The sequence below is a fragment of the Lelliottia amnigena genome (genome assembly GCF_019047465.1).
GTDB classification, from domain to species: Bacteria; Pseudomonadota; Gammaproteobacteria; order Enterobacterales; family Enterobacteriaceae; genus Enterobacter; species Enterobacter amnigenus.
The window spans coordinates 1,486,285-1,510,290 of record NZ_CP077236.1; the positions used below are offsets into that span (position 1 = coordinate 1,486,285).

At 48.0% G+C, this 24,006-nt stretch carries 19 protein-coding genes and 2 pseudogenes; 12 read left to right on the plus strand and 9 right to left on the minus strand.

Going from position 1 to position 24,006, the window contains the following annotated elements:
- Window positions 1-4 precede the first annotated feature (4 nt).
- The 3 genes from I6L74_RS07075 to tusA all read right to left on the minus strand — a co-directional run bounded on the left by I6L74_RS07075 (window position 5) and on the right by tusA (window position 1,915).
- The gene (locus tag I6L74_RS07075; protein ID WP_059180343.1) at window positions 5-514 is read right to left on the minus strand and encodes a TRAP transporter small permease; all 510 of its coding nucleotides are present in this window, start codon (window positions 512-514) and stop codon (window positions 5-7) included.
- Window positions 515-539: 25 nt separating this feature from the next.
- The gene (locus tag I6L74_RS07080; RefSeq protein ID WP_059180344.1) at window positions 540-1,523 is read right to left on the minus strand and encodes a TRAP transporter substrate-binding protein; all 984 of its coding nucleotides are present in this window, start codon (window positions 1,521-1,523) and stop codon (window positions 540-542) included.
- 146 nt (window positions 1,524-1,669) lie between these two features.
- On the minus strand, window positions 1,670-1,915 hold the full coding sequence (gene tusA, locus I6L74_RS07085; protein ID WP_059180405.1) for a sulfurtransferase TusA: 246 nt from the start codon (window positions 1,913-1,915) through the stop codon (window positions 1,670-1,672).
- A gap of 221 nt (window positions 1,916-2,136) precedes the next feature.
- Here tusA and I6L74_RS07090 point away from each other — a divergent pair, with 221 nt between their 5' ends.
- Window positions 2,137-2,802 (plus strand): 7-cyano-7-deazaguanine/7-aminomethyl-7-deazaguanine transporter, encoded by a 666-nt coding sequence (locus I6L74_RS07090; RefSeq protein WP_059180345.1) that lies wholly within the window; start codon window positions 2,137-2,139, stop codon window positions 2,800-2,802.
- Window positions 2,803-2,874: 72 nt separating this feature from the next.
- On the plus strand, window positions 2,875-3,432 hold the full coding sequence (locus I6L74_RS07095) for a DcrB family lipoprotein (RefSeq protein WP_059180346.1): 558 nt from the start codon (window positions 2,875-2,877) through the stop codon (window positions 3,430-3,432).
- Here the strand turns inward: I6L74_RS07095 and I6L74_RS07100 are convergent.
- Window positions 3,425-4,654, minus strand: a complete 1,230-nt coding sequence (locus I6L74_RS07100) for an MFS transporter (protein ID WP_059180347.1) — start codon at window positions 4,652-4,654, stop codon at window positions 3,425-3,427. The two genes, I6L74_RS07095 and I6L74_RS07100, sit on opposite strands and share 8 nt — an antisense overlap.
- A gap of 144 nt (window positions 4,655-4,798) precedes the next feature.
- Between I6L74_RS07100 and I6L74_RS07105 the strand changes: the two genes are divergently transcribed.
- The 4 genes and pseudogenes from I6L74_RS07105 to I6L74_RS07115 all read left to right on the plus strand — a co-directional run bounded on the left by I6L74_RS07105 (window position 4,799) and on the right by I6L74_RS07115 (window position 7,560).
- Window positions 4,799-5,848 carry an AI-2E family transporter gene (locus tag I6L74_RS07105; RefSeq protein ID WP_059180348.1) on the plus strand — a complete coding sequence of 350 codons (1,050 nt, stop codon included), beginning with the start codon at window positions 4,799-4,801 and terminating at the stop codon, window positions 5,846-5,848.
- Between the two features lie 23 nt (window positions 5,849-5,871).
- Window positions 5,872-6,113: pseudogene (locus I6L74_RS21375) on the plus strand (beta-ketoacyl-ACP synthase); the annotation flags it as partial.
- Window positions 6,114-6,115: 2 nt separating this feature from the next.
- Window positions 6,116-6,697: a 4'-phosphopantetheinyl transferase AcpT gene (gene acpT / locus I6L74_RS07110; protein ID WP_059180349.1), complete on the plus strand. Its 582-nt coding sequence runs from the start codon at window positions 6,116-6,118 to the stop codon at window positions 6,695-6,697.
- Between the two features lie 68 nt (window positions 6,698-6,765).
- Window positions 6,766-7,560 carry an SDR family NAD(P)-dependent oxidoreductase gene (locus tag I6L74_RS07115; RefSeq protein ID WP_059180350.1) on the plus strand — a complete coding sequence of 265 codons (795 nt, stop codon included), beginning with the start codon at window positions 6,766-6,768 and terminating at the stop codon, window positions 7,558-7,560.
- Window positions 7,561-7,564: 4 nt separating this feature from the next.
- Here the strand turns inward: I6L74_RS07115 and I6L74_RS07120 are convergent, their stop codons facing one another.
- Complete coding sequence (locus tag I6L74_RS07120) at window positions 7,565-8,080, minus strand: NlpC/P60 family protein (protein WP_059180351.1); 516 nt, start codon at window positions 8,078-8,080, stop codon at window positions 7,565-7,567.
- A gap of 238 nt (window positions 8,081-8,318) precedes the next feature.
- Here I6L74_RS07120 and I6L74_RS07125 point away from each other — a divergent pair, with 238 nt between their 5' ends.
- Entirely contained in the window at window positions 8,319-8,981 is a 663-nt protein-coding gene (locus tag I6L74_RS07125; protein WP_072241960.1) for an HAD family hydrolase, read from the plus strand.
- A 265-nt stretch (window positions 8,982-9,246) separates the two neighbouring features.
- On the opposite strand, the gene I6L74_RS07130 is transcribed toward I6L74_RS07125, so the two are convergent.
- The 3 genes and pseudogenes from I6L74_RS07130 to I6L74_RS21380 form a co-directional block, all read right to left on the minus strand.
- Window positions 9,247-10,275, minus strand: coding sequence for a TerC/Alx family metal homeostasis membrane protein (locus tag I6L74_RS07130; protein ID WP_059180352.1), 1,029 nt, complete (start codon window positions 10,273-10,275; stop codon window positions 9,247-9,249).
- Between the two features lie 456 nt (window positions 10,276-10,731).
- Window positions 10,732-13,104 (minus strand): beta strand repeat-containing protein, encoded by a 2,373-nt coding sequence (locus tag I6L74_RS07135; protein ID WP_243398834.1) that lies wholly within the window; start codon window positions 13,102-13,104, stop codon window positions 10,732-10,734.
- Window positions 13,105-13,167: 63 nt separating this feature from the next.
- Window positions 13,168-14,196, minus strand: a pseudogene (locus tag I6L74_RS21380) (inverse autotransporter beta domain-containing protein); the annotation flags it as partial.
- Window positions 14,197-14,527: 331 nt separating this feature from the next.
- On the opposite strand from I6L74_RS21380, the gene I6L74_RS07145 reads away from it, so the two are divergent.
- The 4 genes from I6L74_RS07145 (at window position 14,528) to I6L74_RS07160 (ending at window position 20,669) form a co-directional block, all read left to right on the plus strand.
- On the plus strand, window positions 14,528-15,550 hold the full coding sequence (locus tag I6L74_RS07145; protein WP_059180355.1) for an Ig-like domain-containing protein: 1,023 nt from the start codon (window positions 14,528-14,530) through the stop codon (window positions 15,548-15,550).
- 59 nt (window positions 15,551-15,609) lie between these two features.
- Window positions 15,610-17,682 carry a hypothetical protein gene (locus I6L74_RS07150; protein ID WP_072241962.1) on the plus strand — a complete coding sequence of 691 codons (2,073 nt, stop codon included), beginning with the start codon at window positions 15,610-15,612 and terminating at the stop codon, window positions 17,680-17,682.
- A 23-nt stretch (window positions 17,683-17,705) separates the two neighbouring features.
- Entirely contained in the window at window positions 17,706-19,913 is a 2,208-nt protein-coding gene (locus I6L74_RS07155) for an Ig-like domain-containing protein (protein WP_059180357.1), read from the plus strand.
- A 402-nt stretch (window positions 19,914-20,315) separates the two neighbouring features.
- Entirely contained in the window at window positions 20,316-20,669 is a 354-nt protein-coding gene (locus I6L74_RS07160) for a hypothetical protein (protein ID WP_059180358.1), read from the plus strand.
- Window positions 20,670-22,172: 1,503 nt separating this feature from the next.
- Here the strand turns inward: I6L74_RS07160 and I6L74_RS07165 are convergent.
- Window positions 22,173-23,051, minus strand: coding sequence for a LysR family transcriptional regulator (locus I6L74_RS07165; protein WP_059180360.1), 879 nt, complete (start codon window positions 23,049-23,051; stop codon window positions 22,173-22,175).
- A 458-nt stretch (window positions 23,052-23,509) separates the two neighbouring features.
- Here I6L74_RS07165 and I6L74_RS07170 point away from each other — a divergent pair, with 458 nt between their 5' ends.
- Window positions 23,510-23,983, plus strand: a complete 474-nt coding sequence (locus I6L74_RS07170; protein WP_059180361.1) for a glycoside hydrolase family protein — start codon at window positions 23,510-23,512, stop codon at window positions 23,981-23,983.
- Window positions 23,984-24,006 lie beyond the last annotated feature (23 nt).

Here is a 24,006-nt window from a genome sequence, read left to right on the forward strand (position 1 = left end):
CCCCTTAACTGTGGTTACCGATCAACACGACCGGACGGTTTTCCTGCGAGCCAAACAGCAAACGCTCAATGACAAACAGGATCATAATGGCCGAACCTACCGGCAACGGCAGATAGCTTTCACCCGACGTGAGGATGGGGAACTCTGCGACGGGCTGTTCCCACAGTTCGATACACAGCAGCAGGCTGTACCAGAAGATCAATGCGGAAATGAGCAACATCAGCAGATCCACGATCCGCGCGCACAGGTTTTTGAGCATGTCGGGCAGACGATCGGTGAGCATATTCACCGCAATATGCGACCCGGCGCGATACCCCACCGCCGCGCCGATAAAGGTGAAAGTCACCATGCAAATAATCGCGATCGGTTCCGGCCAGGATTCCCCGCGATTGAGCACATAGCGCGAGAAAATGCCGATGGGGATAACAATCGTCATGACCAGTAGCGACACGCCCGCGACGCCCATGGCGAAGAGGTACAGGCGGTCCATCCACTTCAGGTAGAGTTCGGACATACGTCCTCCACGAACACGTTAGGGTTTACTGGACGTCCGCGATGGCCTGCATCAGTTCCTTGTGCTTATCGCCGTACTGCGCGCGCACCGGTTCAGTCGCCTTGATAAACACCGCTTTGTCGATGTCGTGGAATTGCACGCCGCCCGCTTTCATTTTATCCAGCGCCTGCTGGTTGTAAGCGTCCCAGAGTTTGCGCTGCTCAAATTGCGCCTCACGCGCCAGAGTTTTGATTTTCTGCTGATCGTCAGCGCTGAGTTTGTCCCATTTCACTTTGGAGTAGAGCAGCATTTCCGGCGTGATGAAGTGGCCGCTGAGGGTGTAGTTTTTAGCAACCGGCATGTAGTTATGCGCCACAAAGGTTGGCGGGTTGTTTTCCGCGCCGTCAATCACCCCGGTTTGCATCCCGCTATAGACTTCGCTGACGCCCATCGCTACCGAGTTGGCCCCCATCGCTTTCAAGGTTGCCAGTGCGACCGGGCTGCCCTGCACGCGGATTTTCTTGCCCTGCAGGTCTTCTGGTTTGACGATCGGCTCTTTGGTGATCAGATTACGCGTGCCGGAGTCCATCCAGCCCAGAAACACCAGGCGCGATTTCGGGTTAGCCGTCAGTTTTTCGCCAATCTCTTTGCCGATATCACCGTCAATCACCTTGTGCATGTGGTCTTCGTCGCGGAACACGTACGGCAGAGTAAAGACCTCGATATCCGGTAAAATCGCCGCCACAGGCGCCATTGAGACGCGAATGATATCGATAGCGCCCATCTGCGCCTGTTCAATCATTTGCTTTTCATCGCCCAGGACGCCGCCAGGGAAAACTTTAATCTCCAGCTTGCCATCGGTTTGTTGGTTGAGTTTTTCACCCATGTTTTGCACGGCCACCACGTTTGGGTAGCCTTCAGGATGAACATCAGCAGCTTTGATCGTTTGCGCTGCCGCCGTGGTGGCGAACAGCAGTGACGCGGTGGACAGGCACAACGAGGCCAGTAACGGCTTAAGGGTCGTTTTCATCGGGTCAACTCCAGGGTAGTGAGATAAGCGTTAAAACGTTGTTTTATTTTTACGCTTAAAAATTAGACTACGTCCTGGAAAGCGGGGGTGAAGCAACTCACAAAAGCGATAAATTTTGAAACGATGGTTTGAAATCGTAGATTCGATCACGCGCCTTTGCGTAAAAGATAGCGATACGGCAGCGCGTCGGTCTCTTTCGCGATCAGCTCATGTTCCATAAAAGTACAAAAACCGGGGATGTCTCGCGTGGTCGCCGGATCGTCAGCGATAATCAGCAGCGTTTCGCCGGTTTGCATCGTGCGCACGGTTTTACGCACCATCATAACAGGCTCCGGGCAGCGAAGGCCCTGGGCATCAAGGGTGTGGTCTGGAGTGGAAAACAGGTCGGTCATCATCGTCTCAATCATCTAAAAACGGCTGTAGTTTACGCCGCGTTTTGGGCAAAGCAAACCAGGTTAACGATTGCGTGAAAATTAGCCATTGCAATGTACAGGCAAAGCAGTATTATGCGGCCGGTTCAGAATCTGGGCCATCAGGCCTCGTTGTTGAAGCCTAAGGTGTCAGATTCAAATTGGGTTCCCTCACCCCAAACATTAATCAAAAAGGTCACAATATGACGCAGTTCTCTCAATCGCAGCGCGTAAAAGCGTTGTTCTGGCTATCGCTTTTTCATCTGCTGGTGATTACCTCCAGCAACTATCTGGTGCAGCTCCCGATCGCCATTTTTGGTTTTCATACCACCTGGGGCGCATTCAGTTTCCCGTTTATTTTTCTCGCGACTGATTTAACCGTGCGCATTTTTGGCGCGCCGCTGGCTCGACGCATTATTTTTGCGGTGATGCTGCCTGCGCTGTTCGTGTCGTATGGCATTTCATCACTTTTTTATATGGGAAGCTGGCAAGGTTTCGAGGCGCTACTGCACTTCAACCTGTTTGTTGCCCGTATCGCCGCCGCAAGCTTTATGGCCTATGCGCTGGGACAGATTCTTGACGTCCATGTATTTAACCGTCTGCGTCAAAACCATCGCTGGTGGATGGCACCGACCGCCTCAACGCTGTTCGGTAACGTGAGCGACACGCTGGCCTTCTTCTTTATTGCCTTCTGGCGCAGCCCCGATGCATTTATGGCCGAGCACTGGATGGAAATCGCGCTGGTCGATTACTGCTTCAAGGTGCTTATTAGCATCGTGTTCTTCCTGCCGATGTACGGCGTATTGTTAAATATGCTGCTGAAAAGGCTGGCAGATAAATCTGAAATCACGGCATTGCAGGCTGGTTAAACGTTCGCTTTATCAGTTGTGATAAGATGGATGAATGAGCCGTTATGGCCGTTTATCGAAAGGAAGAAGTCAATGCGCAATCTGGTTAAGTATGTCGGGATTGGCCTGCTGGTCGTGGGTCTTGCGGCCTGTGATAACAGCGACACCAAAACACCTGTTCAGGGCGCGGCCGCAGAAAGTAATGCGACCGGCCAGGCGGTCGAGCTGATGGATGGCAAACTCAGTTTCGCCCTGCCAGCGGATATGACCGATCAGAGCGGTAAGCTGGGGACGCAGGCGAATAATATGCACGTCTATTCCGATGCAACCGGACAGAAAGCCGTGATTGTGATTGTGGGCGACGACTCCAACGAAGATCTGGCCGTGCTGGCAAAGCGTCTGGAAGATCAGCAGCGTAGCCGCGACCCGCAGCTCCAGGTTGTGACCAACAAGTCTATCGACTTGAAAGGCCACACGTTGCAACAGCTGGACAGCATCATCTCCGCGAAGGGCCAGACCGCTTACTCTTCCGTGGTGCTCGGTAAAGTAGATGGCAAACTGCTGACCCTGCAGATCACGCTGCCAGCAGAAGATCAGCAGAAAGCACAAACCACGGCTGAAAACATCATCAATACCATCGTCATCAAGTAATTTTTGATGAGGATTCAACGGCCTCCGGCGTTTGCGTCGGGGGCCGTTTTTTTAAGCGCCACGTCAGCAGTAATGCCACCCCCACCAGCCCCGCCGCTGCCAGATAAATCACCGGCACGCCCGCCCACGCCATCAGCAGCCCTGCCAGCGGGCCCGTCACGCCCAGCGACATATCCATAAACACCGTGTAGGTGGCCAGTGCCGATCCCTGGTTTTGCTGCGGTACCGCTTTAACCGCCACCACGCCGAGCGCGGGAAAGACCAATGAAAATCCTGCGCCCGCGAGGAACACGCCAATCTTCGCTATCCATGGTTCGTCGGCGATCCCGGTCAACAGCAGGCCGATAATCTCAACGGCGAAGCAAATCATCGCCACGTTCAGGCCGCCAAGGCGATTGATGCCGTTCGGGAACAGCAAACGCGCCCCGACAAACGCGCAGCTAAACAGCGTCAGCGCGAACGCCGCGCCATCCCAGCCTTTGGCGTCGTAGAACAGCGTGATAAAGGTGGCGATCACGCCAAAACCGGCGGAGGCGAGCGCCAGCGCCATGCCGTACGGCCAGACGCGCCCGAGAACGGCGCGAAACGGCAGCGGCTTGCCTTTCGTGGCTTTGACTTTTGGTCGTGGAATCGCCAGCAAAATAGCAATAAACGCGACGGCCATAATGGTCAGAGCCAGGCCGTGCAGCCCGCCCCACGCATAGCACAGCACCCCAAGCGGTGCGCCGAGCGCCATCGCGCCGTAAGTCACGATCCCGTTCCACGAAATCACGCGGCCAATGTGCGCATTACCGACGACGCCCACGCCCCACAGCGTTGAGCCCGTTCCCGCCAGGCTTTGCCCTATTCCCAAAATCACGCGCCCAAGGCACAGCAGCGCCAGACTCATTATCGGCCAGCCGCTGGTGGTGGCTGCCAGCAAATAACTCAGGCCGCTCAGGAAACAGCCGCATAATCCAACCACCACGATACTTTTTGGTCCAAACAGGTCGGCATAACGCCCTGACTGTGGACGGCTCAACAGCGTGGCGAAATATTGCAGGCTGATCACCAGCCCCGCCCAGAAGGCGCTGTATCCCATCACGTCGTGGACATAACCGGGCAAGACCGCCAGCGGCAGACCAATGGTGAGATAGCTGGCGAAGTTAAACATGACAACAGAAACAATGCGCAGATTGAGGCGCAATCCGCTAAGCGCCGGTTCGGCGGCAGGTACGGGCATGACTTTCTACCTGGATTTTTGCAACAGTGTTTCACTATTACCACGTCACGCGGTGAAAATCAGCAGCGACTTTCAGATTAACAGCCTCAAGCGAAGCGCATCGCAGGCACTACACTTAACGGGCATACAACATAAGGAATCAGCATGACATCCGCTCAGCCCGATAAAACGGGTCTCCATATTCTGTTAAAACTCGCCTGTCTGGTGGTGATCCTCGCGGGGATCCATGCCGCAGCCGATATTATTGTTCAACTTTTACTGGCGCTCTTTTTCGCTATCGTTCTCAATCCATTAGTCACCTGGTTTATCCGTCGGGGCATCAGACGGCCCGTGGCGATCACCATCGTTGTCCTGGTCATGCTGATCGTGCTGACAGCGCTGTTCGGCGTGCTGGCGGCCTCGCTCAGTGAATTTTCTACCATGCTCCCAAAATACAACAAAGAACTGACCCGCAAGGCGCTGGAATTACAGGAGATGCTGCCGTTCCTCAATCTTCACATGTCGCCTGAACGCATGTTGCAGCGCATGGATTCAGAAAAAATCATGACCTTCGCCACCACGCTGATGACCGGGCTTTCTGGTGCGATGGCCAGCATTTTGCTGCTGGTGATGACGGTGGTCTTTATGCTGTTTGAGGTGCGCCATGTGCCGTACAAACTGCGCTTTGCGCTCAATAATCCGCAAATTCATATTGCGGGCCTGCACCGCGCGCTAAAAGGCGTATCCAAATATCTGGCGCTGAAAACGCTACTGAGCCTGTGGACCGGCGTGATTGTGTGGCTGGGGCTGACGCTCATGGGCGTACAGTTCGCGCTGATGTGGGGCGTGCTGGCGTTTCTGATGAACTACGTGCCCAATATCGGCGCGGTGCTTTCCGCCGTGCCGCCGATGATCCAGGCGTTTCTGTTCAACGGTTTTTACGAATGCATGCTGGTCGGCGCGCTATTCCTGGTGGTGCATATGATCCTGGGCAATATCGTAGAGCCACGCATGATGGGCCACCGCCTGGGCATGTCAACGATGGTCGTCTTCCTGTCATTATTAATCTGGGGATGGCTACTCGGCCCGGTCGGGATGCTGCTTTCCGTACCGCTCACCAGCGTCTGTAAAATATGGATGGAAACCACCAAAGGCGGCGGCAAACTGGCGATTCTTCTTGGACCTGGGCGACCCAAAAGCCGGCTTCCGGGGTAAATTTAGCTTCATAAAAACATGACCACAGTGATACCGTGCCCCTCTCGTCATCAACGCGTTATTTGGGTCGTACGATAGGAGCCTACGGGCGCGGGAAGCATGGCGCGGCCGGTCGACGCTCAATTTAAGACAAGCTGATGAGTAATTTGGCGCTTTAGATTATATTATGGGGGAAGCACGTCAGATTGACTGTGAATATCTGCAAAGCAATAATTTCGCCTTTGGCGGCATTAACACCTCCATCATCATTAAACGTTGGGCGTAACTATGTACCAGTTGGTACTGGGAAAAATTTCGACTCTTAACGCTGACCCTTTGGTGTCAGCGCTTGCAGACAGGGCACCGCTGGGTGCACGTCGTGCCCGCTGGTTGGCGGGGCGAACGCTGCTTACGCGCGCCTTATCACCCGCGTCGTTGCCGGAAATCGTTTTTGGCGAGCAGGGAAAACCCGCATTTGTCGATGCAAATCCCTTCTGGTTCAACCTGAGCCATAGCGGCGATGACATCGCCCTGCTGGTGAGCGACGAAGGCGAAGTGGGCTGCGATATCGAAGTGATTCGACCACGCGATAACTGGCAAGCACTCGCCAATGCCGTTTTTAGCGTCGCGGAACATGACGAGCTGGAGCGCGAAACGCCAGAGGAAAAACTGTCGGCGTTCTGGCGCATCTGGACGCGCAAAGAGGCGATAGTGAAACAACGCGGCGGCAGCGCCTGGCAAATTGTCAGTATCGACAGCACCTTCAAATCCGCCCTGAGCGTCAGCCACTGTCAGTTTGGCGCGCTGAGTCTGGCGGTCTGCACCCCTACCCCCTTTACGCTCGACGACAACGCCGTCACGGTCCTCTGATTCCGGCATAGAAGTTCCCCTCTGCTACGCTTTATGGTCTGCACTTTTATCATCAAAAGGAACAGACCATGAAAATCGATCTTACGGGGAAAGTCGCACTTGTCACCGCCTCTACCGGCGGCATCGGATTTGCCATTGCACGCGGCCTGGCAGAAAGCGGGGCTGAAGTGATTATTAATGGACGCAGCGTAGAGTCCGTCAATAAGGGCATTCAGCAGCTTCAGCAGGTAGTGCCTGGCGTTCAGGTTCGCGCGGCGATTGCCGATCTCAGCACACCTGACGGCGTCGAATCGCTGCTAAAAGTGGCGTCTAATGTCGATATTCTGGTGAACAACGCCGGGATTTACGGCCCACAGGATTTTTACGCTACCGACGACGACACCTGGAATAACTACTGGCAAACCAACGTGATGTCTGGCGTCCGGCTGTCGCGCGCGCTGCTGCCCGGGATGGTGCAAAAAGGCTGGGGCCGCGTGGTGTTTATCTCTTCTGAATCGGCCTGCAACATTCCCGCAGACATGATCCACTACGGCGTGACGAAAACGGCGCAGCTGTCGCTGGCACGCGGTCTGGCGAAATTCGTCGCCGGAAGCGGCGTCACGGTGAACAGCGTCTTGCCGGGTCCGACTATGTCAGATGGTTTTGCCGAGATGATGAAAGACGAGAGGGAGAAAACCGGGAAATCGCTGGAAACATTGGCGAAAGAATTCGTCATGGCCAATCGTCCAGCCTCGATTATCCAGCGTGCCGCCACGGTGGAAGAAGTGGCAAACATGGTGGTTTATGTTTGCTCAACTCAGGCTTCCGCCACCACCGGCGCAGCGCTGCGTGTCGATGGTGGTGTCGTGGACGATATTATTTAATGACTCAACCGGTGATCCGGCGAGCGGTAATAAAGTGCGAATGCCAGTAATCGTTCGCCAGCGTTGAGACCGTGACGCCCTGGCTGGTGGAGGCGTGGATAAACTGACGATTGCCGATATACACCCCCACGTGGCGTCGGTTAGGCCCGGTCTGGAAGAAAATCAGATCCCCGGCTTTAAGACGGTGTTCCGCTACCTGAACGCCACGGTGGATCTGCTCCCCGGTGGTACGCGGCAGCGAAAGATGCGCCGCGTCACTGAATAAATGCTGCATCAGCGCGGAGCAATCCACGCCACGATGGCTGGTGCCGCCCCACTTGTAGTCCGTCCCTTTCCATTTTTGGTATTGCGTCAGGATCCGTCCACGAAGCGGGCCGGTATCCTTATGCTCCAGCGCGGTCTTCGCGGTAGACGCAGAAAGCGGATGATGTTGCGATAACATCGATGCGGGCAGTTGAAAACTTAATGCAGCAGAGGCAAAACTTAACGCGATTATTGAAATAAGAAGTCTAAAAATCATAACGATAACTTAAATTGAGTGAATTTTTCCTTACCAGTGAGGAGACCGTGTTCCCCCGAATCACCTTTCGAGGTGGCGATAATATAGACAGATCGTTTTTTGAACAAAGCCTGATGAATCCAATATCGGACTCAGCGAGTGTCGCAAGAATGAGAAAAAAATCGGCGTGGTATAAGGACTGGAGAGGTAAAGCAGGTAAACTAATGAGCAGAATGTGTATTTCAGCTAAGACGTATTTATGACCAATATGATTGCCGATGAGGCAGTGGCCAAATCCCGAGTGCTGTCCGTTTTTGATTTTGATGGAACGTTGACGCATCACGACAGTTTTATCCCTTTCCTGCGTTTTGCCTTTGGTAAACGTTATTTTGCCGGGCGTCTGGTGCGTATGGCGCTACCCACCCTTCACTGCGTCCGCCGCAAACTGACGCGCGATGAGCTCAAGGAAGTGCTGATTAAAACCTTCCTGACGGGCGTGGATGAGCACTGGATGCGCGAGCAGGCGGAACTGTTTTGCGAGAAATACTGGAACAAACTGATGCGTCCGGCAGGGGTTATGGCGGTTGCGGCTGAAGTGAATTCCGGCGCAGAAGTGACGATCTGTTCAGCGTCGCCCGCGCTGGTTCTCCAACCATGGGCCGATAAGCTCGGCATTAAGCTGATTGGTACGCAATTGGAAGTGGCAGACGGCAAACTGACCGGGCGTATCACCGGGCACAACTGCCGTTGCGCGCAGAAGGTGGCCCGACTTGAGCGTGTGTATGGCAATCTGAGCGATTATCACCTGCGCGCCTGGGGCGATACGCGTGGTGATCATGAGCTGCTGGCCGCGGCACAAGATCCCCACTGGCGTCATTTCCATCCGCCTAAAGCGCGTCGTCATTCACCGATCAAGAACTAGCTGCGGCCTGTTGCCCTCACCCCGTCCTCTCCCACGGGGAGAGGGAGTAAACACAAATGGCAACCTCAGTTGCCGTTTTGCTTTTACCTTACGCGGTCTGTTGCCCTCACCCCGACCTTCTCCTACGGGGAGAGGGAGTAAACACAAACGGCAACCTCAGTTGCCGTTTTGCTTTTACCTTGCGCGGTCTGTTGCCCTCACCCCGACCTTCTCCTACGGGGAGAGGGAGCAAACACAAACGGCAACCTCAGTTGCCGTTTTGCTTTTACCTTTCGGCTCGTTTCCCCGGGAACATCACGCTCACGATAATTCCCAGTGCCAGCACGCCCAATACCACAAACAGACTTGCCGTGGCGGAAATGCTATAGCCGTGATGCCAGAAGTGATCTGTTGCATTCAGCCCCAGCTTAAAGGCAACGAAGAACAGCAGCAGAACCACTGATTTCTCCAGATGCACCAGATACTGCTTCAGCGCTTCGAGCACAAAATAGAGCGTACGCAATCCGAGGATCGCGAACATCATGGCGCTGTAGATAATCAGCGGTTCACGGCTAACGGCGATAATCGCCGGCACGGAGTCAAACGCAAACATCACGTCAGACAGCTCAACTACCGCAACGCACAGCAGCAGCGGTGTGGCGTAGCGTTTCGCTTTCTTCACCCGGCCAACCATCACGTCCTCGTTTTCGGGTTTCTCAAGCTCTGCATCTACCTCTTTTTGCGTCAGAAGAAATGCGTTACTGCTGATCTTCGGCCAGACCGGATAAAAGCGTTTCACCAGTCGATAGGCCAGATGATGCGAGTAATCCTCGACCTCATCGCTCTCTTCGTTGCGTCTGAGCATCATCAGCGCCGTCCAGCCCACCACCAGCGCGAAGATCACTTCCACGTATGGCCCAAGACTCAACAGGCTGGTGCCGATGGCCACAAAAATCCCGCGGAACACAATCGCCCCCAGAACGCCCCAGTACAGTACCCGGTGACGATATTTATCCGGCACCCCGAACCAGGCGAAAATCGCCATCATCACGAACAGGTTATCAACCGAGAGCACCTCTTCCAGCGCATAACCGGTGAGGAACAAACTCGCCACCTCTGCGCCGTGGTGAACGTACAGAAACCCCGCGAAGGCCATTGCCATCATGACCCAAAAAATGGACCACATCGCGGCGCTTTTCAGCGAAATAGGTTTGTCGTGACGGTGCATGAAGAGGTCGATAAACATCGCCCCCACGGCCATCACAACAAAGACAACGACGGTTTCCGTCGGGAAACCGAGATGAGCAGAAGCCATGACACAACCCTTTTTGAAGACAAATACAACCCATGCAGACTGGCGGAGCCAGTAAAGTAAAGAGTGGACTGTTTACGCACTCCTAAACATCCAGAGCACAACAGTCAACTCGAGAAAGTGTTGTACTTTACCTCAGAAGGCAAGCGTTATACATCTGCTGTGCTGACTTCAATTTCCAGCTGGGACACGTGCTTTTTGCAATGGTTAGCGCAATGAGATTTCACAAAAAAGCACTTTTTTGAAAGATACAATTTCGCGATGCGTCATACCGGTCCATTATCATTCCAATATCAATCAATGGGTTGCAAGTGGCTGGAAATAGAGTCGCTCTCTTTAGCAAGGCATCTATTACTTATAAAGATGTAGATAAATGAAATCCCTGGCAGCAGGTGATGGAAAAAGAACAATAACTGAATTCAGAAGGCCCACCTGTTCAGTGAGCCTTCTAAATTACCCCTAGTCCCTGGAAGTGAATGTGGCATTCACCGAAGTTTTCCCTGCGGTGGTTGGTACATCGGAGTTTGTCACCTCTGCAACGAGCAGCAGTACGCCGAGAGTGTTTGAGAAAACATCAGAGGTTAAACTGCCATCAGCACCGGTTTTACCTTTAGAAGGATTAAAGGTTGTCGTGATACTGAGATCATTATCCCTCAGGCTCAGAGCAACGCCGGGCATCGGATCATTATTAACATCATAAGCAGTAACCTTAACAACATTTGGCGTTGAAGAGCCCAACCCACCATGTCCGTCAACTAACATCGTCATCGTTAGGTGATCAACGATGAAAGTGAAGGTGGTTTTTTGAACCTGCGGCATGGTATTTCCTACTCTTGCGCTCAGATTCACTGTCTCAGCAACAACATCGGTCAATGATACGATAGCTTTACCATTCGCATCTGACTGGCTGGTCGTGGCTGACAAAGTGGCGTTGCCACCCACATTCCAGTCGACTGTACTGCCTGAGACAATATTGCCATTCGCATCCGTCACTGTCGCTGTGGCACGGTTTTGCGCTGTACCATTTGCAGTATGGTTATCATCATCAATAGTCAGGGACGAAACATGTGCAGTTGCGGTATTCGCCACAAAACTACTGGTTTTTGACTGGCCGTTGTCAGCGCCACCCGATTTTGCCGTCAGCGTCACCGTTTCCGCGTGCGTATCTGTAAACGACATCTCTGCCTGTCCGCTGGCATTCGTCGTACTGCTTACCGATGTCAGTCCGGCACTGCCCGTGATGCTCCAGGTTACAACCGTGTTCGCCAGAATATTATTTCCACTGTCCGTCACCGTTGCGGTTGCATGGTTCTGCGCCACACCGTCAGCCACACTACCATCTTTATCAATGGTCAATGCAGAGACATGTGCAGTGGCACCGTCTGCGATGAATGTCGTAGCCTGCGTTTTCTCCGCTGTACTGCCAACTCTTGCGCTCAGATTCACTGTCTCAGCAACAACATCGGTCAATGATACGATAGCTTTGCCATTCGCATCTGACTGGCTGGTCGTGGCTGACAAAGTGGCGCTGCCACCCACATTCCAGTCGACTGTACTGCCTGAGACAATATTGCCATTCGCATCCGTTACTGTCGCTGTGGCACGGTTTTGCGCTGTACCATTTGCAGTATGGTTATCATCATCAATAGTCAGGGACGAGACATGTGCAGTTGCGGTATTCGCCACAAAACTACTGGTTTTTGACTGGCCGTTGTCAGCGCCACCCGATTTTGCCGTCAGCGTCACCGTTTCCGCGTGCGTATCTGTAAACGTCATCTTTGCCTGTCCGCTGGCATTCGTCGTACTGCTTACCGATGTCAGTCCGGCACTGCCCGTGATGCTCCAGGTTACAACCGTGTTCGCCAGTATGTTATTTCCACTGTCCGTCACCGTTGCGGTTGCATGGTTCTGCGCCACACCGTCAGCCACACTACCATCTTTATCAATGGTCAATGCAGAGACATGTGCAGTGGCACCGTCTGCGATGAATGTGGCTACGGTGTGCTCCGATCGATTTCCTGCACTCGCCGTTACCGTAACATCTTCCGCCACGTTATCCGCGAGATTAAGGGTGGCAATTCCCTTACTATTCGTAACAGCAACCTGAGGCGTCAGCATAGCGGCAGTGCTACTATTGAGACTCCAGTTTACACTCACGCCTTCCATCGAATGATTGTCAGCATCGGTGATGAGAGCCTGAGCGATATTTGCGGTAGTTCCGTTTGCCGCTGCATTATTAGTCGACATAGAGACGGCAACATTATTGACAATCTGATCTGTAAAAACAGAATTAACCGACTCTTTTTTTCCTCCCGCACTTGCGCTTAGCTTTACCGTACCGGCCGTTGCGCTAGAAAAGTGAATAGTTGCATGGCCTTTGCTGTCAGTGCTGGTGTCGCTACTCACAATTTTAGCTCCGTTCCCAGTCGTCCAGATCACGGGGATTCCTGCTATTGGTTTTCCGCTTGTATCTGTGAGCGTTGCCAAACCCACATTCTGGTCGAGACCATCAGCTTTACTGTTATTTTTCGTCAACGAGAGATCTAGCGCTGCAACAGATTGGGTAAATGATGACGTGGTATGTCGAGTGATTGTTTCTGATGTCGCGCTAACGATAACCTGTTCCGCAGTTGTGTTGCTCAGATTAACGGAAGCATTGCCGTTAGCGTCTGTGATTCCCGTTGTCATATTGAGCTTCGCGGTTCCTGTCACGCTCCAGACATTCGAAGCATTTGCCACAGATTTACCATCAGAAGTAACCGCGTGGAGCGTCACTGTATTCGTCTTATCGCCATCGGCAGGACTATTGTCCTTAATCGTCGTCAGCACCATATCAGCCAGAACTGCAGAAGTTTCTTTCTTTTTATATTGGAGAATTATTTCATTATTGCGATTAACAATATCATTGCGACTGCCTGCGAGACTTCTCCGTAAAGCAACCTGATCAGGAGAGATTTGCGACTGCCATGACTGATCCAATGTATAATGAAGATTCAGGCTTACTTTTGTTTCATCCAAAGAATCCTGACCACGTTTATAATCTAATGCAGCGGTAATTAATGGAATTGGCGTGTAATTTAATCCGACTGTGACGGCCGATGGGTTGCTCTGCAAATGATCTTTATCGAATAACGCCACCTTGTCGCCATAATATTCTTCATACATGGCTTTTAACCCTAGCTGTGGGCAAGCAGGAAAATAGTTTTCCATTCGAATATCAAACCCGTCGGCAGGTTTCTCATGGTAGTTATCAAAATCCCTTGAACTATGCCATTCGGTAGTACCAACATAAGTATTAGCTGATAATTTTAAATAATCCGTCCAAGCTTCTGCGCCGAAACCAACGCGGCGATTTTTACCTGTGAAATCATTATCAAAAAATACATTTCCTCCGAACATCCACTTCTGGGTATAAAATGTACGAACACCCACGCCAACATTTCCTGTCGTGCGACCATCGGGAGCACGCAACCCTATCTGGGCAAATAGAGTTGACTTTTAATTTTCATAAACAGGCGTAAGAAAATCGAAAGAACTGTTATCCCAGTGTCCGTCATTATCAACATTCAGATTGATTTGCGCAGTACCGAAATAACTTAACCATTCCTCAACGGTTGTGACTGCTGCACCAGTAGCCATACTAGTGGCCGTATTTTTAATTCCATTGATGCCGTTAGTTGCAGTGCTATCAGCAAATCTCTGAGCTTCTGAAGAAAAAGGGATAACTATATTAGTTTCTTCGATATTTCCGGCTCCAGCAAGCACACTTGGAGCAATTATTGGGTATAACTGCATTGCAATCAATAACTTAGAAAAAAATCTACGTAGTTTACCCTTAGAATTCAGCCACAATGATTCCATTTTCGACATCCTATCCTCAACAAAAGTGAAATTTTTATTATGTTTACCACTACTAGCACTCATTAATCCCAATGAGTTAAAAATGATTATAATTAATAAAAAACATGAAAAATAGACTGTAATAAGTATTTTGCAAATATAACGCTATCGACACTCATTAATAAATCAAAATAGTTTATCTCAACGAAATATAATATCAGAAAAACTTTCGAAAAAATAACATCCCATTAACACCGCTTCTTGTCCAGGCACTAACATAAGTGACTTAATTTAGCATCTTTAAATTTGGCTTTAGCCCATTTATTCGCACGGAATTATTTTAAATTACATTGGCTCACTTAAGAGCATTAATAACGAAAATTCATTTTAAAACCACTATAGAAGGAAATAACAGATGCTTTTCGAAGATAAAAACAGAGTTAGCGTTGTTCGCGTCTCACCTGTGGATGCAGTGCCTGGTGTAACAACTACCATCACACTTTCAGCTACAGTCGTTGATATCGATAATGTGCCAGTGTCAGGTGCCACCGTAACATGGCACAACACGCTGGATGAAGTTGGGGTAAATGAAACATCAGATACAGACGCCTCTGGTGTAGCAATACTGGACGTTAAGCTCACTGACCTTACTGCGGGCCTCAGTGTTTTTCCTTTTATTGCTTATCTGGATTCAGACCCTTCGACTGGCGCTACAGGCACTATTCGCCTCGCCAGTACAGATAATCCCATCCCACAGATCAATGACGGCGGTGATTTTAAAATCGACCAGTATGACATCGCAAGCGGTGTGACTATCACTATCCAGGCATATCCAGATGCTACCCGTGGCGATTTGGTGAATTTTTATTGGGATGATATTCACTCACTTGGGAAAACTATTGCGGATCCTGCAACAGATTTCCCGTGGGTCATTAATGCTAAGACTTCGCTCCCGCCAGAATGTCTGGTCAACGGTCAGTACTCACTCTACTACCAGTTTAGGGACAGCAATGGCAACTTCGGTGTTTCCATGCCAAGGAAGGAAACTGTAAATGGCAGCCAACCAGCGCCAACTCTGTTGGCTCCTGATTTCCCTGAAGCCGACGGCAACGGCGGCTGGATTAATTCCATGCTGGCGCTGAATGGCACACCTGCCAGTGTGACGTGGAAAAATATGCAAAAAGGTGATTTGGTAAATCTCACCTGGGTTGTTTATGACCAAAATGGCGTGCAGTTGCTACTGGACGATCAGTTGGCAGGTACCGTCACCGATGAGCAGGTCACCGCGGGTAGTATGGATATTACTGTTCCATCTACTGATATCCCTCAGGGGATACAGAATGGTTCGGCCAAGGCCTGGTTCACCATGACCCCAGCTAACGGTAGTGATTTGCAATCCTCAGCTGTGGCTAATGTCGGTATTGATACTAAAGCATAACTCTCTTGCCCACATACTTAGCCGCATGTGGGCACTTATCAAACTAAAACGTGACGCTTATGAACACGACAAATGCAGGCATTATTTCTCTTTATCCCCCAATGCTGCCGCAAATGACAGCAGACAATGTCATTAATGTCGCAGATCTGATTAACGATGGCGGTGTGATAGTTGTGATAAACGAGCCCCAAGATGCTTTACGTGGGGATTATCTGACTTTGTACTGGAATGGTACTGCCGCAAATACGCTTTATACAGGAACCAATACACCTTCAGACTCTTATCCCTGGACGACAATTATCCCCTCTAGCGCCGTGCCGGATGGGAGTTATCAGGTTTATTATACTCGAGTAGATCAAGCCGCCAATATTGCGTCATCACTCATGACTACCGCAATCGTGCGTCGCAGCGATACGGGCGATCTGCCGGCCCCAGATTTCCCTGAAGCTAACAATAATACGATTACAGCTGATGACATTTATGACGACAGCACACCCGTTCATATTCCTGTTTATTCAGGAATGACATCTGGCGATCAGGTTACGATTTATTGGGCGGGTACAGATCATTACAACCAACCAGTCCCAGCCAGCGTTACTAGTCTTTCTTATATTGTTAAGGCAAACGATCTGATCAACGGATTTTCGGTGAATATTCTCGCACCCTATGTTTCCGTCATTGGCGTCGGAACAGCCTCATCCTGGTATTCAGTCCTCCCTGTGGGTGGCGTGGCCAAAAACTCCGACACAGCCGTAGTACAGATTGATATCACTCAGATCTCATTGATTGCCCCTATTTTCACTGAAGGTAATGACGGTTGGATCGATACCAACGAAGCCGTTAACGGTACGCCAATTGCTGTACCCGCTTATTCGGGGATCTCTGTCGGAGATGTTGTCACTGTCAGTTGGCAAGGCTATACCGGGAATAACCCCGTGGCTGGCAGCAGCGGTAGTGCATCACCACATGCTGTATCTGGCTCTGAAATCATCACCGGATTTCAAGTCACATTACCTTACGCAAATATGGCCCCCATTGGGGTTGGGACCCTACAGGCCTGGTATCAAGTCGACTATTCCGGTAGCAGTCAGCAAGGTATCTCGGCAGCAGCCCAGGTAAATTTGGATATTCTCCATCCTGGAATGCTGCCACCCCCCACTTTCCCTGCTGCTGCTGGGGATAACACGATCACCTCCGCAGAAGTTACCGCAGGCAACGGAACAGAAATGGATGTGACGTATAGCGGTATGACCACTGGAGATATTGTCACCGCCTTCTGGTTAGGCTATGTGACCTCGCCAGGAACACCTGTTCCCGGCACTCAGTGGACACAAACTCGAACGTTGACAGCTCAGGAAGCCCAATTATCACTCGCTGTCTTTCATATTCCCGCCAGCGCTATCACACCTGTGGGCAAAGGCTACGGAGAAGGTAAATATCAAGTTATGTTTAATAATCAAGGTGGTACAGCATCTTCAGTCGCGGCAGATGTTAAACTCGATTTATCATCTGTAGCAGAATTATCGATGAGTTGTAGCACAGGCGCCCCAATATTCGATCCAACGGTGATGGTTCGCCCCCTCAATACTGTCGTGATGTCTGGCCCTCCGGGTGCGGACGTTGAGTTATCTCTTGCCACAGGTTCTAGTGCCTGGTTTAACCCTAATGGAACCCAAACCCTACACCTACGTTTAGACAGTAATGGTCGAGCTTCAGCAGATGTGTATTCCTTAGCTGTAGGTAACGTTCTGGTAAGTGCTTACGTAATTACAAATCCTATTCTCAGCGCCGCAGCCAGTATGACTTTCACGAATTGGATTAATGGAAATGGCGATTTACAGTTTTATGGATTCACTACCGGCGCAAGTGCAGATGGAATAATGCCGTGCTGTGTATGGTTGAAAACGTCATCCTCCATTACCGCGACACAGGCCAGACTGACGTTGAATACCGGCGACGCTATTATCACTCAATCTGGGATCAAAATTGCCTTTATTGATATTAGTACCAGCCATGCGGGTGGTTTCGATGTTATCGACACAGTTGTGGAAACTGTCGCTTTTACGCTTTCTTTGCCTGATGTATCGAATGCCAACGTAACCGGCTCCTTATCATTTATTACCCCCCTTTAATTCAAAATATTATGGATAATATTATGTCATCAATTGATTCATCAGGCATGAGCCTGCTTTTTTATACCGGTGCGAACTATAGTGGTAACTACACCAGCGTGGCACACGGTGTGATGGGTACGCTTACCAACACATCTATCGGTTGGGCCTATAACTCTGTTGCAATGTCCGATATGCACGCCGCCGTTCTGAGTCAGGTCAACATTAACGACAGCAGTATTAATTATCAGCAGCATATTGAAGATGTTATTACCGCGAATATTTCCAGCCTGCCGGCACTCTATCCGTCAGCCCAACTTCCGTTGCAGTACCTGGGGCTAGACCCAGCAGTTGTCGCCGTTGTCTGGCTGGAAATGGATGATAACCAGGCCTCACCGAACGCGCTGGCATCCACTTCTCAGGTTGGTGGTAGTACAACAAATGTCACCACACTTACCCTTCCTGGGCACCGCGGCATGTTGAGCTTTGTCCCTCTGGCCGAAGGTAGCTCTGTAGTGGCAAACTGCCGCCTCGGGGATTACAACACGGCCAGCGGAACAGTTAACTGGGCCGGAAACGGCACGGTAGTGCTGGAGTATCTGGGTGGAATGATCAAGCTCATCAGCACTTCAGGCTTCCCGACGGGCTGGTCGTTTGGCGCACCGCAGATGAATTCGGACGGTAGCTGGAAAGTGGTACTGAACGGTGGTTCAACCTCTGCAGATTTTATCAGCGATCTAACCTCTGACAAAACCAGCATTGCGGATAATGGTGCCGATATCGCCACCCTTACGGCGACAGTGAAGGACAGCATCAATGGTCTGGTGAAAAGCGGTGTAACGGTAAACTGGAGCAGTACACTGGGCAATCTAAACACCCTGTCATCCGTAACGGATAGCAACGGCCAGGCTAACGTTCAGCTAAGCGACAATGACGCACCAGGCACAGCCACCGTAACAGCGGCCATCAGCGGCAACAGCAAATCGGTCAACGTAATTGTCTCAGCAGGCCCGGCTGGGTTGTCGTTATATAGCGACTTCAACTGGCAGGGAAGCAGTATGGTGTTGACCGAACAGCAGAGCACTTTATTGCGTGATCCGTTGTATTCCTGGAACTGGAAGTCGGTAAAAACCGGCAGTGAACGACTGATGGCACACTCTTTACTCACGTTGGATACCTCCACTTTTGACTTCCGCACCTACCGGGACAGCTATATCATTACGGATGTGTCAGACCTGACGGCCGACTTCCCGGCGATACTCTCTGCCCCGACGGTGCAAGGCACCACGCTGGGTGAAAACGATGTGGTCGTGCGCGTACTGCTGCTCCCGGATGACAAAACTCAGAAAGTGGTGGCCTGCGCCACCCAGACCTGGCCTCAGGTTATGAATACTGCGAGTGTGGCGAACGGCGTGTCGTCAGTCGAGGGAATACTGGTAGTACTTAACAAAACCAAAGGTCTTGTCACCGTGCCGCTACAGTTGGGGGTAATGGATGATAACGGTCTGGTGGCATGGCAATACACTACCACTTTGGTTGCCAGCTGGGATGAATCCCGTCAAATACCTTTAGTCGTACTGGGCAACGATGCCCCCACAGACTGGATACTGTACCCGGCTCAGCCAACAGCGAATGCGGGAGAGTTTAAAACGGCGCTTTCGGGTGTTCTAATTCAAAATAAATTTACCATGTACTGCGTGACGGATGCTGTTACCACGATGGTTCAGTCGAATGCAGTCAACCCAATTGGTTTTCACGGTACGCCGGGAGCAGAAATTACCGTTTCTGTAGACGGTCCGGCTTCCGTGGTCACCACAAATCCGGTCATTCTGGATGATCTGGGCTATGGTCGCGTCGATATTTCCAGTTCCCAGGCAGTAACCGTTGTTGTAACAGCCGTCGGCTCAGGATATACCGTTGTGGACAGCATGAAATTTGTGAGTGCTTATACCGTATCAAGTTTTGGCAATTATCAACTCACGCAGAATGCTCCTGCAGACGGCAGAACACCGAATATGGTATATGGCTATGATACTGCGAGATACCCTATGTACGTCGATCAGCATGCAGTATATGACACAGGCACAAATTCCAAGATACCATCGACAACCACTTTTGCTCTTGAAGTGACTGATACGTTTTCTGAAGATGTCAATGTGCATGTTTACAATAATGCGTATCCACTTGGAAAAATGAATTTTGTGGAATTCACTACACCAGAAATGGAAAATGATTACATTCACAAAGAATGATTTAATCAGCAAAGAACTATATACGAAGATTTACTATAATAATAATTAGATATCCCCATGCCCATAGACAACTTTTCTAGATGGGAGAGTACGCTTATGGGCACTTTAGAATGGGTTTATTATAATTCGGATTTCAAATACAAATAAAATTTATCCAATAATATGCAATTGCACAATTATTAAACTTGCTTTTTATTTATTTGACAGAATAAGGACTAACGAGACAACTTCAACAAATGGGGTTCGTCCTTGTTGAAAAGAGCTCTTTAGAGAGTGAATTTTAAACTGAAATCATTAGCTCACATTCTTTTGTAAGAGTCTGACAGCAACAAGATGTAAAAATATATCAGAAATAATCACCCTATAAACAATTTAATAAAGTGATACTAAAAGGAATTATCAATGAGTGGTAAAATAACCCTAGGCACTTTGCTTTCAGCATTAATTTCAGAGCCTGTCGAAGTTATAAAAATATTTTTAATACTTACTTTAGGCGAGTTGGGGCGATGGTTGTATGGTGGGGGCCGCATAAGAGAAATGGCGGGGGATTTAATTATCAGCCTACTTCTTTTTTACTTAATTCGCCCCCATATTATTCAACTTTCTGAAATGATAGGGACGAAAGTTTCCTCCGGCGCTATTGCTATCTGCATTGCATTAATTGGTTCACATGGAATAAGCCAGATTCTAATTTATGCGATTAAGAAAAGAACTGGGGTTGATATAGCAAAATTTCTATTTCGAAATAAACATTAATTTTAGTTATCCAAATTAGATTCTTACAACGATAACTATCTGTACAAACAATTAGTTATAAGCACCCATTATATTTGGAGAATAATATTTATTATTAATACGAAAGCAGATAAAAACACAATATCAACAATGGCATAGAGTGACCAGACTGAAGATTTTGCGTGTAATGTGATAGACAGGTTAAAAATCCAACAAGGCTTAAATTTCTAGCTTGTGAAAGTCTCTACACCAGCTAATTTAATATTAATTAGATAGTAAATAACAACTAGAATTAACTATCCTTCGTCAAAAGAAAGTTTCCGTAACAAAAAATATTTTTCAGATCAGAGCCTTAAGTCCCTATAATCACACCGGTCGACTCAGGGTTATAGGATACCGTAATAATATTTTCAGCAACATTATTGAGTCAAAAACTTGGCATTTTTTTATTGTTTGCATTAATATGAAATCAGTTAATAGTTATCAGTAACACTTTTAATCTCTTAAGCAGCTGCTCACGATACGTCAATGGATCCCTACAGGAAATACTAACAAATTTGGCGCATTGCACAATTCCCCTTCAAAAAATTCATTTTTTATGAAGAAAGCATTAAAATTTGAGCATTATTGCCGTCAAGAGTAGCGCAGGAACCAGGAGAGGTAATTGCGCGCTTATGCATTTTACCGCAACAATCAAAATGGCACGTTCAAAAATTAAACACTCTCTAAAAAATCAAATGATAATTACATTTAAACTAATTTGAGAAAAATATTGTGGGAATTCACTAAAAAAATAAAATATTGCAGTTACTCTATAGAGTTATATAAACAACTAACCACACACAACTCAATTATTTCAAAAGAATCATATTCAAAAAAAAACCTATGTATAAGATAACTGGATGAATATACTTAAAAAAAACAAATCTGACAACATAAAAATAAACCGACGCTTTTCATTTAATGCAGCGCTAATAGCATTGTGCAATTATTGGTAAACTACTATTAGTGATACCCCCCATAACATGGGCCCGCCAAAAGTAAAATGGCGTAACCATATGAAAGGTAGCATTATTTTTTTAATTGCAAATGGTAATCTATATTAGTTAGATATTGAGTGAAGCTTGACAAAATTTTTCACTCCTTTCCCTCCTTTTTTTGTTCTTAATGACTTATACTCGTTTACTCTTATAATGGACGAATCATAAATACCTTTTAAAATGAACGAAATCCTGTCATTGCAAAATTTGCCACTTTTGTTAACCGTATGCAAAATCATTACCAAGAACACAGTACAAGAACTGTTTATAGAAACCGTTACTCACGATGAAATGGTTTATCTTCAAAGAGTTAATGAAATTTGTTCGGAAGAGTTTAGATTTAAGATCGATGAATGCCGAATGTCAGTAGTTATTACTAAACCAATGCAGTCTCTGATGTGTATCCTTCCTAAATACACACCAGAGTTTGAAGCTCTGCATCCAATTATTAAAGAGTTTGGATTAAAATACGAACTATAATTTTTTATTTTGTAATTGACATCAACATATCGGTTATACTTGATATGATTGTTTTATTTTTTTGTCTTTTGTTCACATAAAGACCAGTCTTAATTCGTACATTTGGGACTTTAATTTTACATGTCCCTGGCGGAGAAAAGTAGGAGCTTAAACATTCAGGAAGAAGCATCATACCTTCCCCCGCACAGACAGAAATAAGCATCGATGTAGTATCTCTATCTGTTTCTCTAATATCAATGTATGGCGCAAAATCCCGTATACTTTTTGCTATAATCCCTTTTAGCTCTGGTGAAAAAACATCCTTCCTGATTAACAACTTAATATCCTTTATACTTTCAAAATCTTTTAAAGATTTTTCATGAATGCCCTCAGGCATTAATAAAAAAAGCCCTTCCTCACTTACTTTATGAAAAACAAAATTTTCTGTCAGAGCAATTTCGCGAAAAGAGATTATACCTACATCAGGATTTGTTTTTAGCGACTGAATTTCGTTACAAGAGACTGAAACTCGCCTACAACTTATTGAACAATTAGACTTACTTAACAATGAAGATATGTGCTGGTAGATAACAAATGGAACGCTAATATCACAAAGTAATTCGAACCTGGTAAGGTTTGCCGAAATGCCAAACTCGCTTTCTATAGCACAAAGAAGATCATAAACGGGTTTAATTTTTTCATATAAGTTAAATGCCAGTTCAGTTGGCTCTAGGTGGTTGTATTTTCTAACAAATAACTTCCCACCAGCCTTTTCTTCCAACTCATACATAACTCGAGTTAAAGGTGAGCGAGTAACACATAACTGGTCAGCAGCATGATTAATGCACCGAGTTTCGAAACAAACTATGAAATATTTTAATTTTTTCGACATTAGCAAAGCCATGCATACTCCGTTTAAATTTTTCAAGTTTTAGCATGAGAATAAAATATATGCATAATTAGATCATACCATTAAGCCGGATGTGTATGACGCTTTCATATATCTTTCAAAATCCCCTTGCAATCAAAATACAGTATACGTGTACTCTACTTGCGCAAAAATGACTTATCAAATGAATAATAATGGCACATTTTTTATGTTGCTTAAATTCTTCGTTTTTGCTCTCACTCAACTGTGTTAACCGAGATTTTTCATAGCAAACATTTTTCCATGCACATTTCTGTGCGAAAAATAGACAATATAGAAATAAAAATGCGGCACACTATATATTCTCATAGAACTTCTTTTTAATAAAACAGATTAAGCACGTTTAAGAAATAAATAATTAAAATAAAACCATTTTGTTACTAACGCAGCTATGCCTTTACAAGATATTAAACACAAGTGAGGAGATAAAACTGATGAATCAGAAAAATGAAATTATTGCGTTATTACGCTATGAAGAAGGTGTCCGGTATACACCTTACATTGACAGTCTTGGCTATCCGACCAGTGGGGTGGGCTTTAAACTTGGGCCACATGGCGCTTCGCTAAAAAATTATACATTTACGCTTAACGATAAGACCATTGACGCCTGGCTGAATAACAACATTGAACGTGTGCAAGCTGCCATGATTCAAAACCATGAGATTGCTGGTGCACTTTCACATTGTAGTCAACCCCGGAAGGATATTCTCACATCGATGGCATATCAGATGGGTGTCGGCGGACTTGGAGGATTCCACCAAATGCTTAAAATGATTACACAAGAAAACTGGGATGGTGCAGCGTTACAAATGTTGAATAGCGTTTGGGCACGGCAGACACCGGACAGAGCCAGACGCCACGCTGAAGTAATGAAATCTGGAGAATGGCAACCCACATATTTTGTATGATTTAATTAACCCACATGGCTATG

Excerpts from the sequence above, each read along its gene's own strand:
- I6L74_RS07080 (WP_059180344.1), bottom strand. The coding sequence starts at position 1,523 with ATGAAAACGACCCTTAAGCCGTTACTGGCCTCGTTGTGCCTGTCCACC.
- I6L74_RS07075 (WP_059180343.1), bottom strand. The coding sequence starts at position 514 with ATGTCCGAACTCTACCTGAAGTGGATGGACCGCCTGTACCTCTTCGCC.
- I6L74_RS07125 (WP_072241960.1), top strand. The coding sequence starts at position 8,319 with ATGACCAATATGATTGCCGATGAGGCAGTGGCCAAATCCCGAGTGCTG.
- I6L74_RS07155 (WP_059180357.1), top strand. The coding sequence starts at position 17,706 with ATGTCATCAATTGATTCATCAGGCATGAGCCTGCTTTTTTATACCGGT.
- I6L74_RS07100 (WP_059180347.1), bottom strand. The coding sequence starts at position 4,654 with ATGCCCGTACCTGCCGCCGAACCGGCGCTTAGCGGATTGCGCCTCAAT.
- I6L74_RS07150 (WP_072241962.1), top strand. The coding sequence starts at position 15,610 with ATGAACACGACAAATGCAGGCATTATTTCTCTTTATCCCCCAATGCTG.
- I6L74_RS07120 (WP_059180351.1), bottom strand. The coding sequence starts at position 8,080 with ATGATTTTTAGACTTCTTATTTCAATAATCGCGTTAAGTTTTGCCTCT.
- I6L74_RS07145 (WP_059180355.1), top strand. The coding sequence starts at position 14,528 with ATGCTTTTCGAAGATAAAAACAGAGTTAGCGTTGTTCGCGTCTCACCT.
- I6L74_RS07095 (WP_059180346.1), top strand. The coding sequence starts at position 2,875 with ATGCGCAATCTGGTTAAGTATGTCGGGATTGGCCTGCTGGTCGTGGGT.
- I6L74_RS07135 (WP_243398834.1), bottom strand. The coding sequence starts at position 13,104 with ATGGTGCTGACGACGATTAAGGACAATAGTCCTGCCGATGGCGATAAG.
- acpT (WP_059180349.1), top strand. The coding sequence starts at position 6,116 with ATGTACCAGTTGGTACTGGGAAAAATTTCGACTCTTAACGCTGACCCT.
- I6L74_RS07105 (WP_059180348.1), top strand. The coding sequence starts at position 4,799 with ATGACATCCGCTCAGCCCGATAAAACGGGTCTCCATATTCTGTTAAAA.
- I6L74_RS07165 (WP_059180360.1), bottom strand. The coding sequence starts at position 23,051 with ATGGCTTTGCTAATGTCGAAAAAATTAAAATATTTCATAGTTTGTTTC.
- I6L74_RS07170 (WP_059180361.1), top strand. The coding sequence starts at position 23,510 with ATGAATCAGAAAAATGAAATTATTGCGTTATTACGCTATGAAGAAGGT.
- tusA (WP_059180405.1), bottom strand. The coding sequence starts at position 1,915 with ATGACCGACCTGTTTTCCACTCCAGACCACACCCTTGATGCCCAGGGC.
- I6L74_RS07090 (WP_059180345.1), top strand. The coding sequence starts at position 2,137 with ATGACGCAGTTCTCTCAATCGCAGCGCGTAAAAGCGTTGTTCTGGCTA.
- I6L74_RS07115 (WP_059180350.1), top strand. The coding sequence starts at position 6,766 with ATGAAAATCGATCTTACGGGGAAAGTCGCACTTGTCACCGCCTCTACC.
- I6L74_RS07160 (WP_059180358.1), top strand. The coding sequence starts at position 20,316 with ATGAGTGGTAAAATAACCCTAGGCACTTTGCTTTCAGCATTAATTTCA.
- I6L74_RS07130 (WP_059180352.1), bottom strand. The coding sequence starts at position 10,275 with ATGGCTTCTGCTCATCTCGGTTTCCCGACGGAAACCGTCGTTGTCTTT.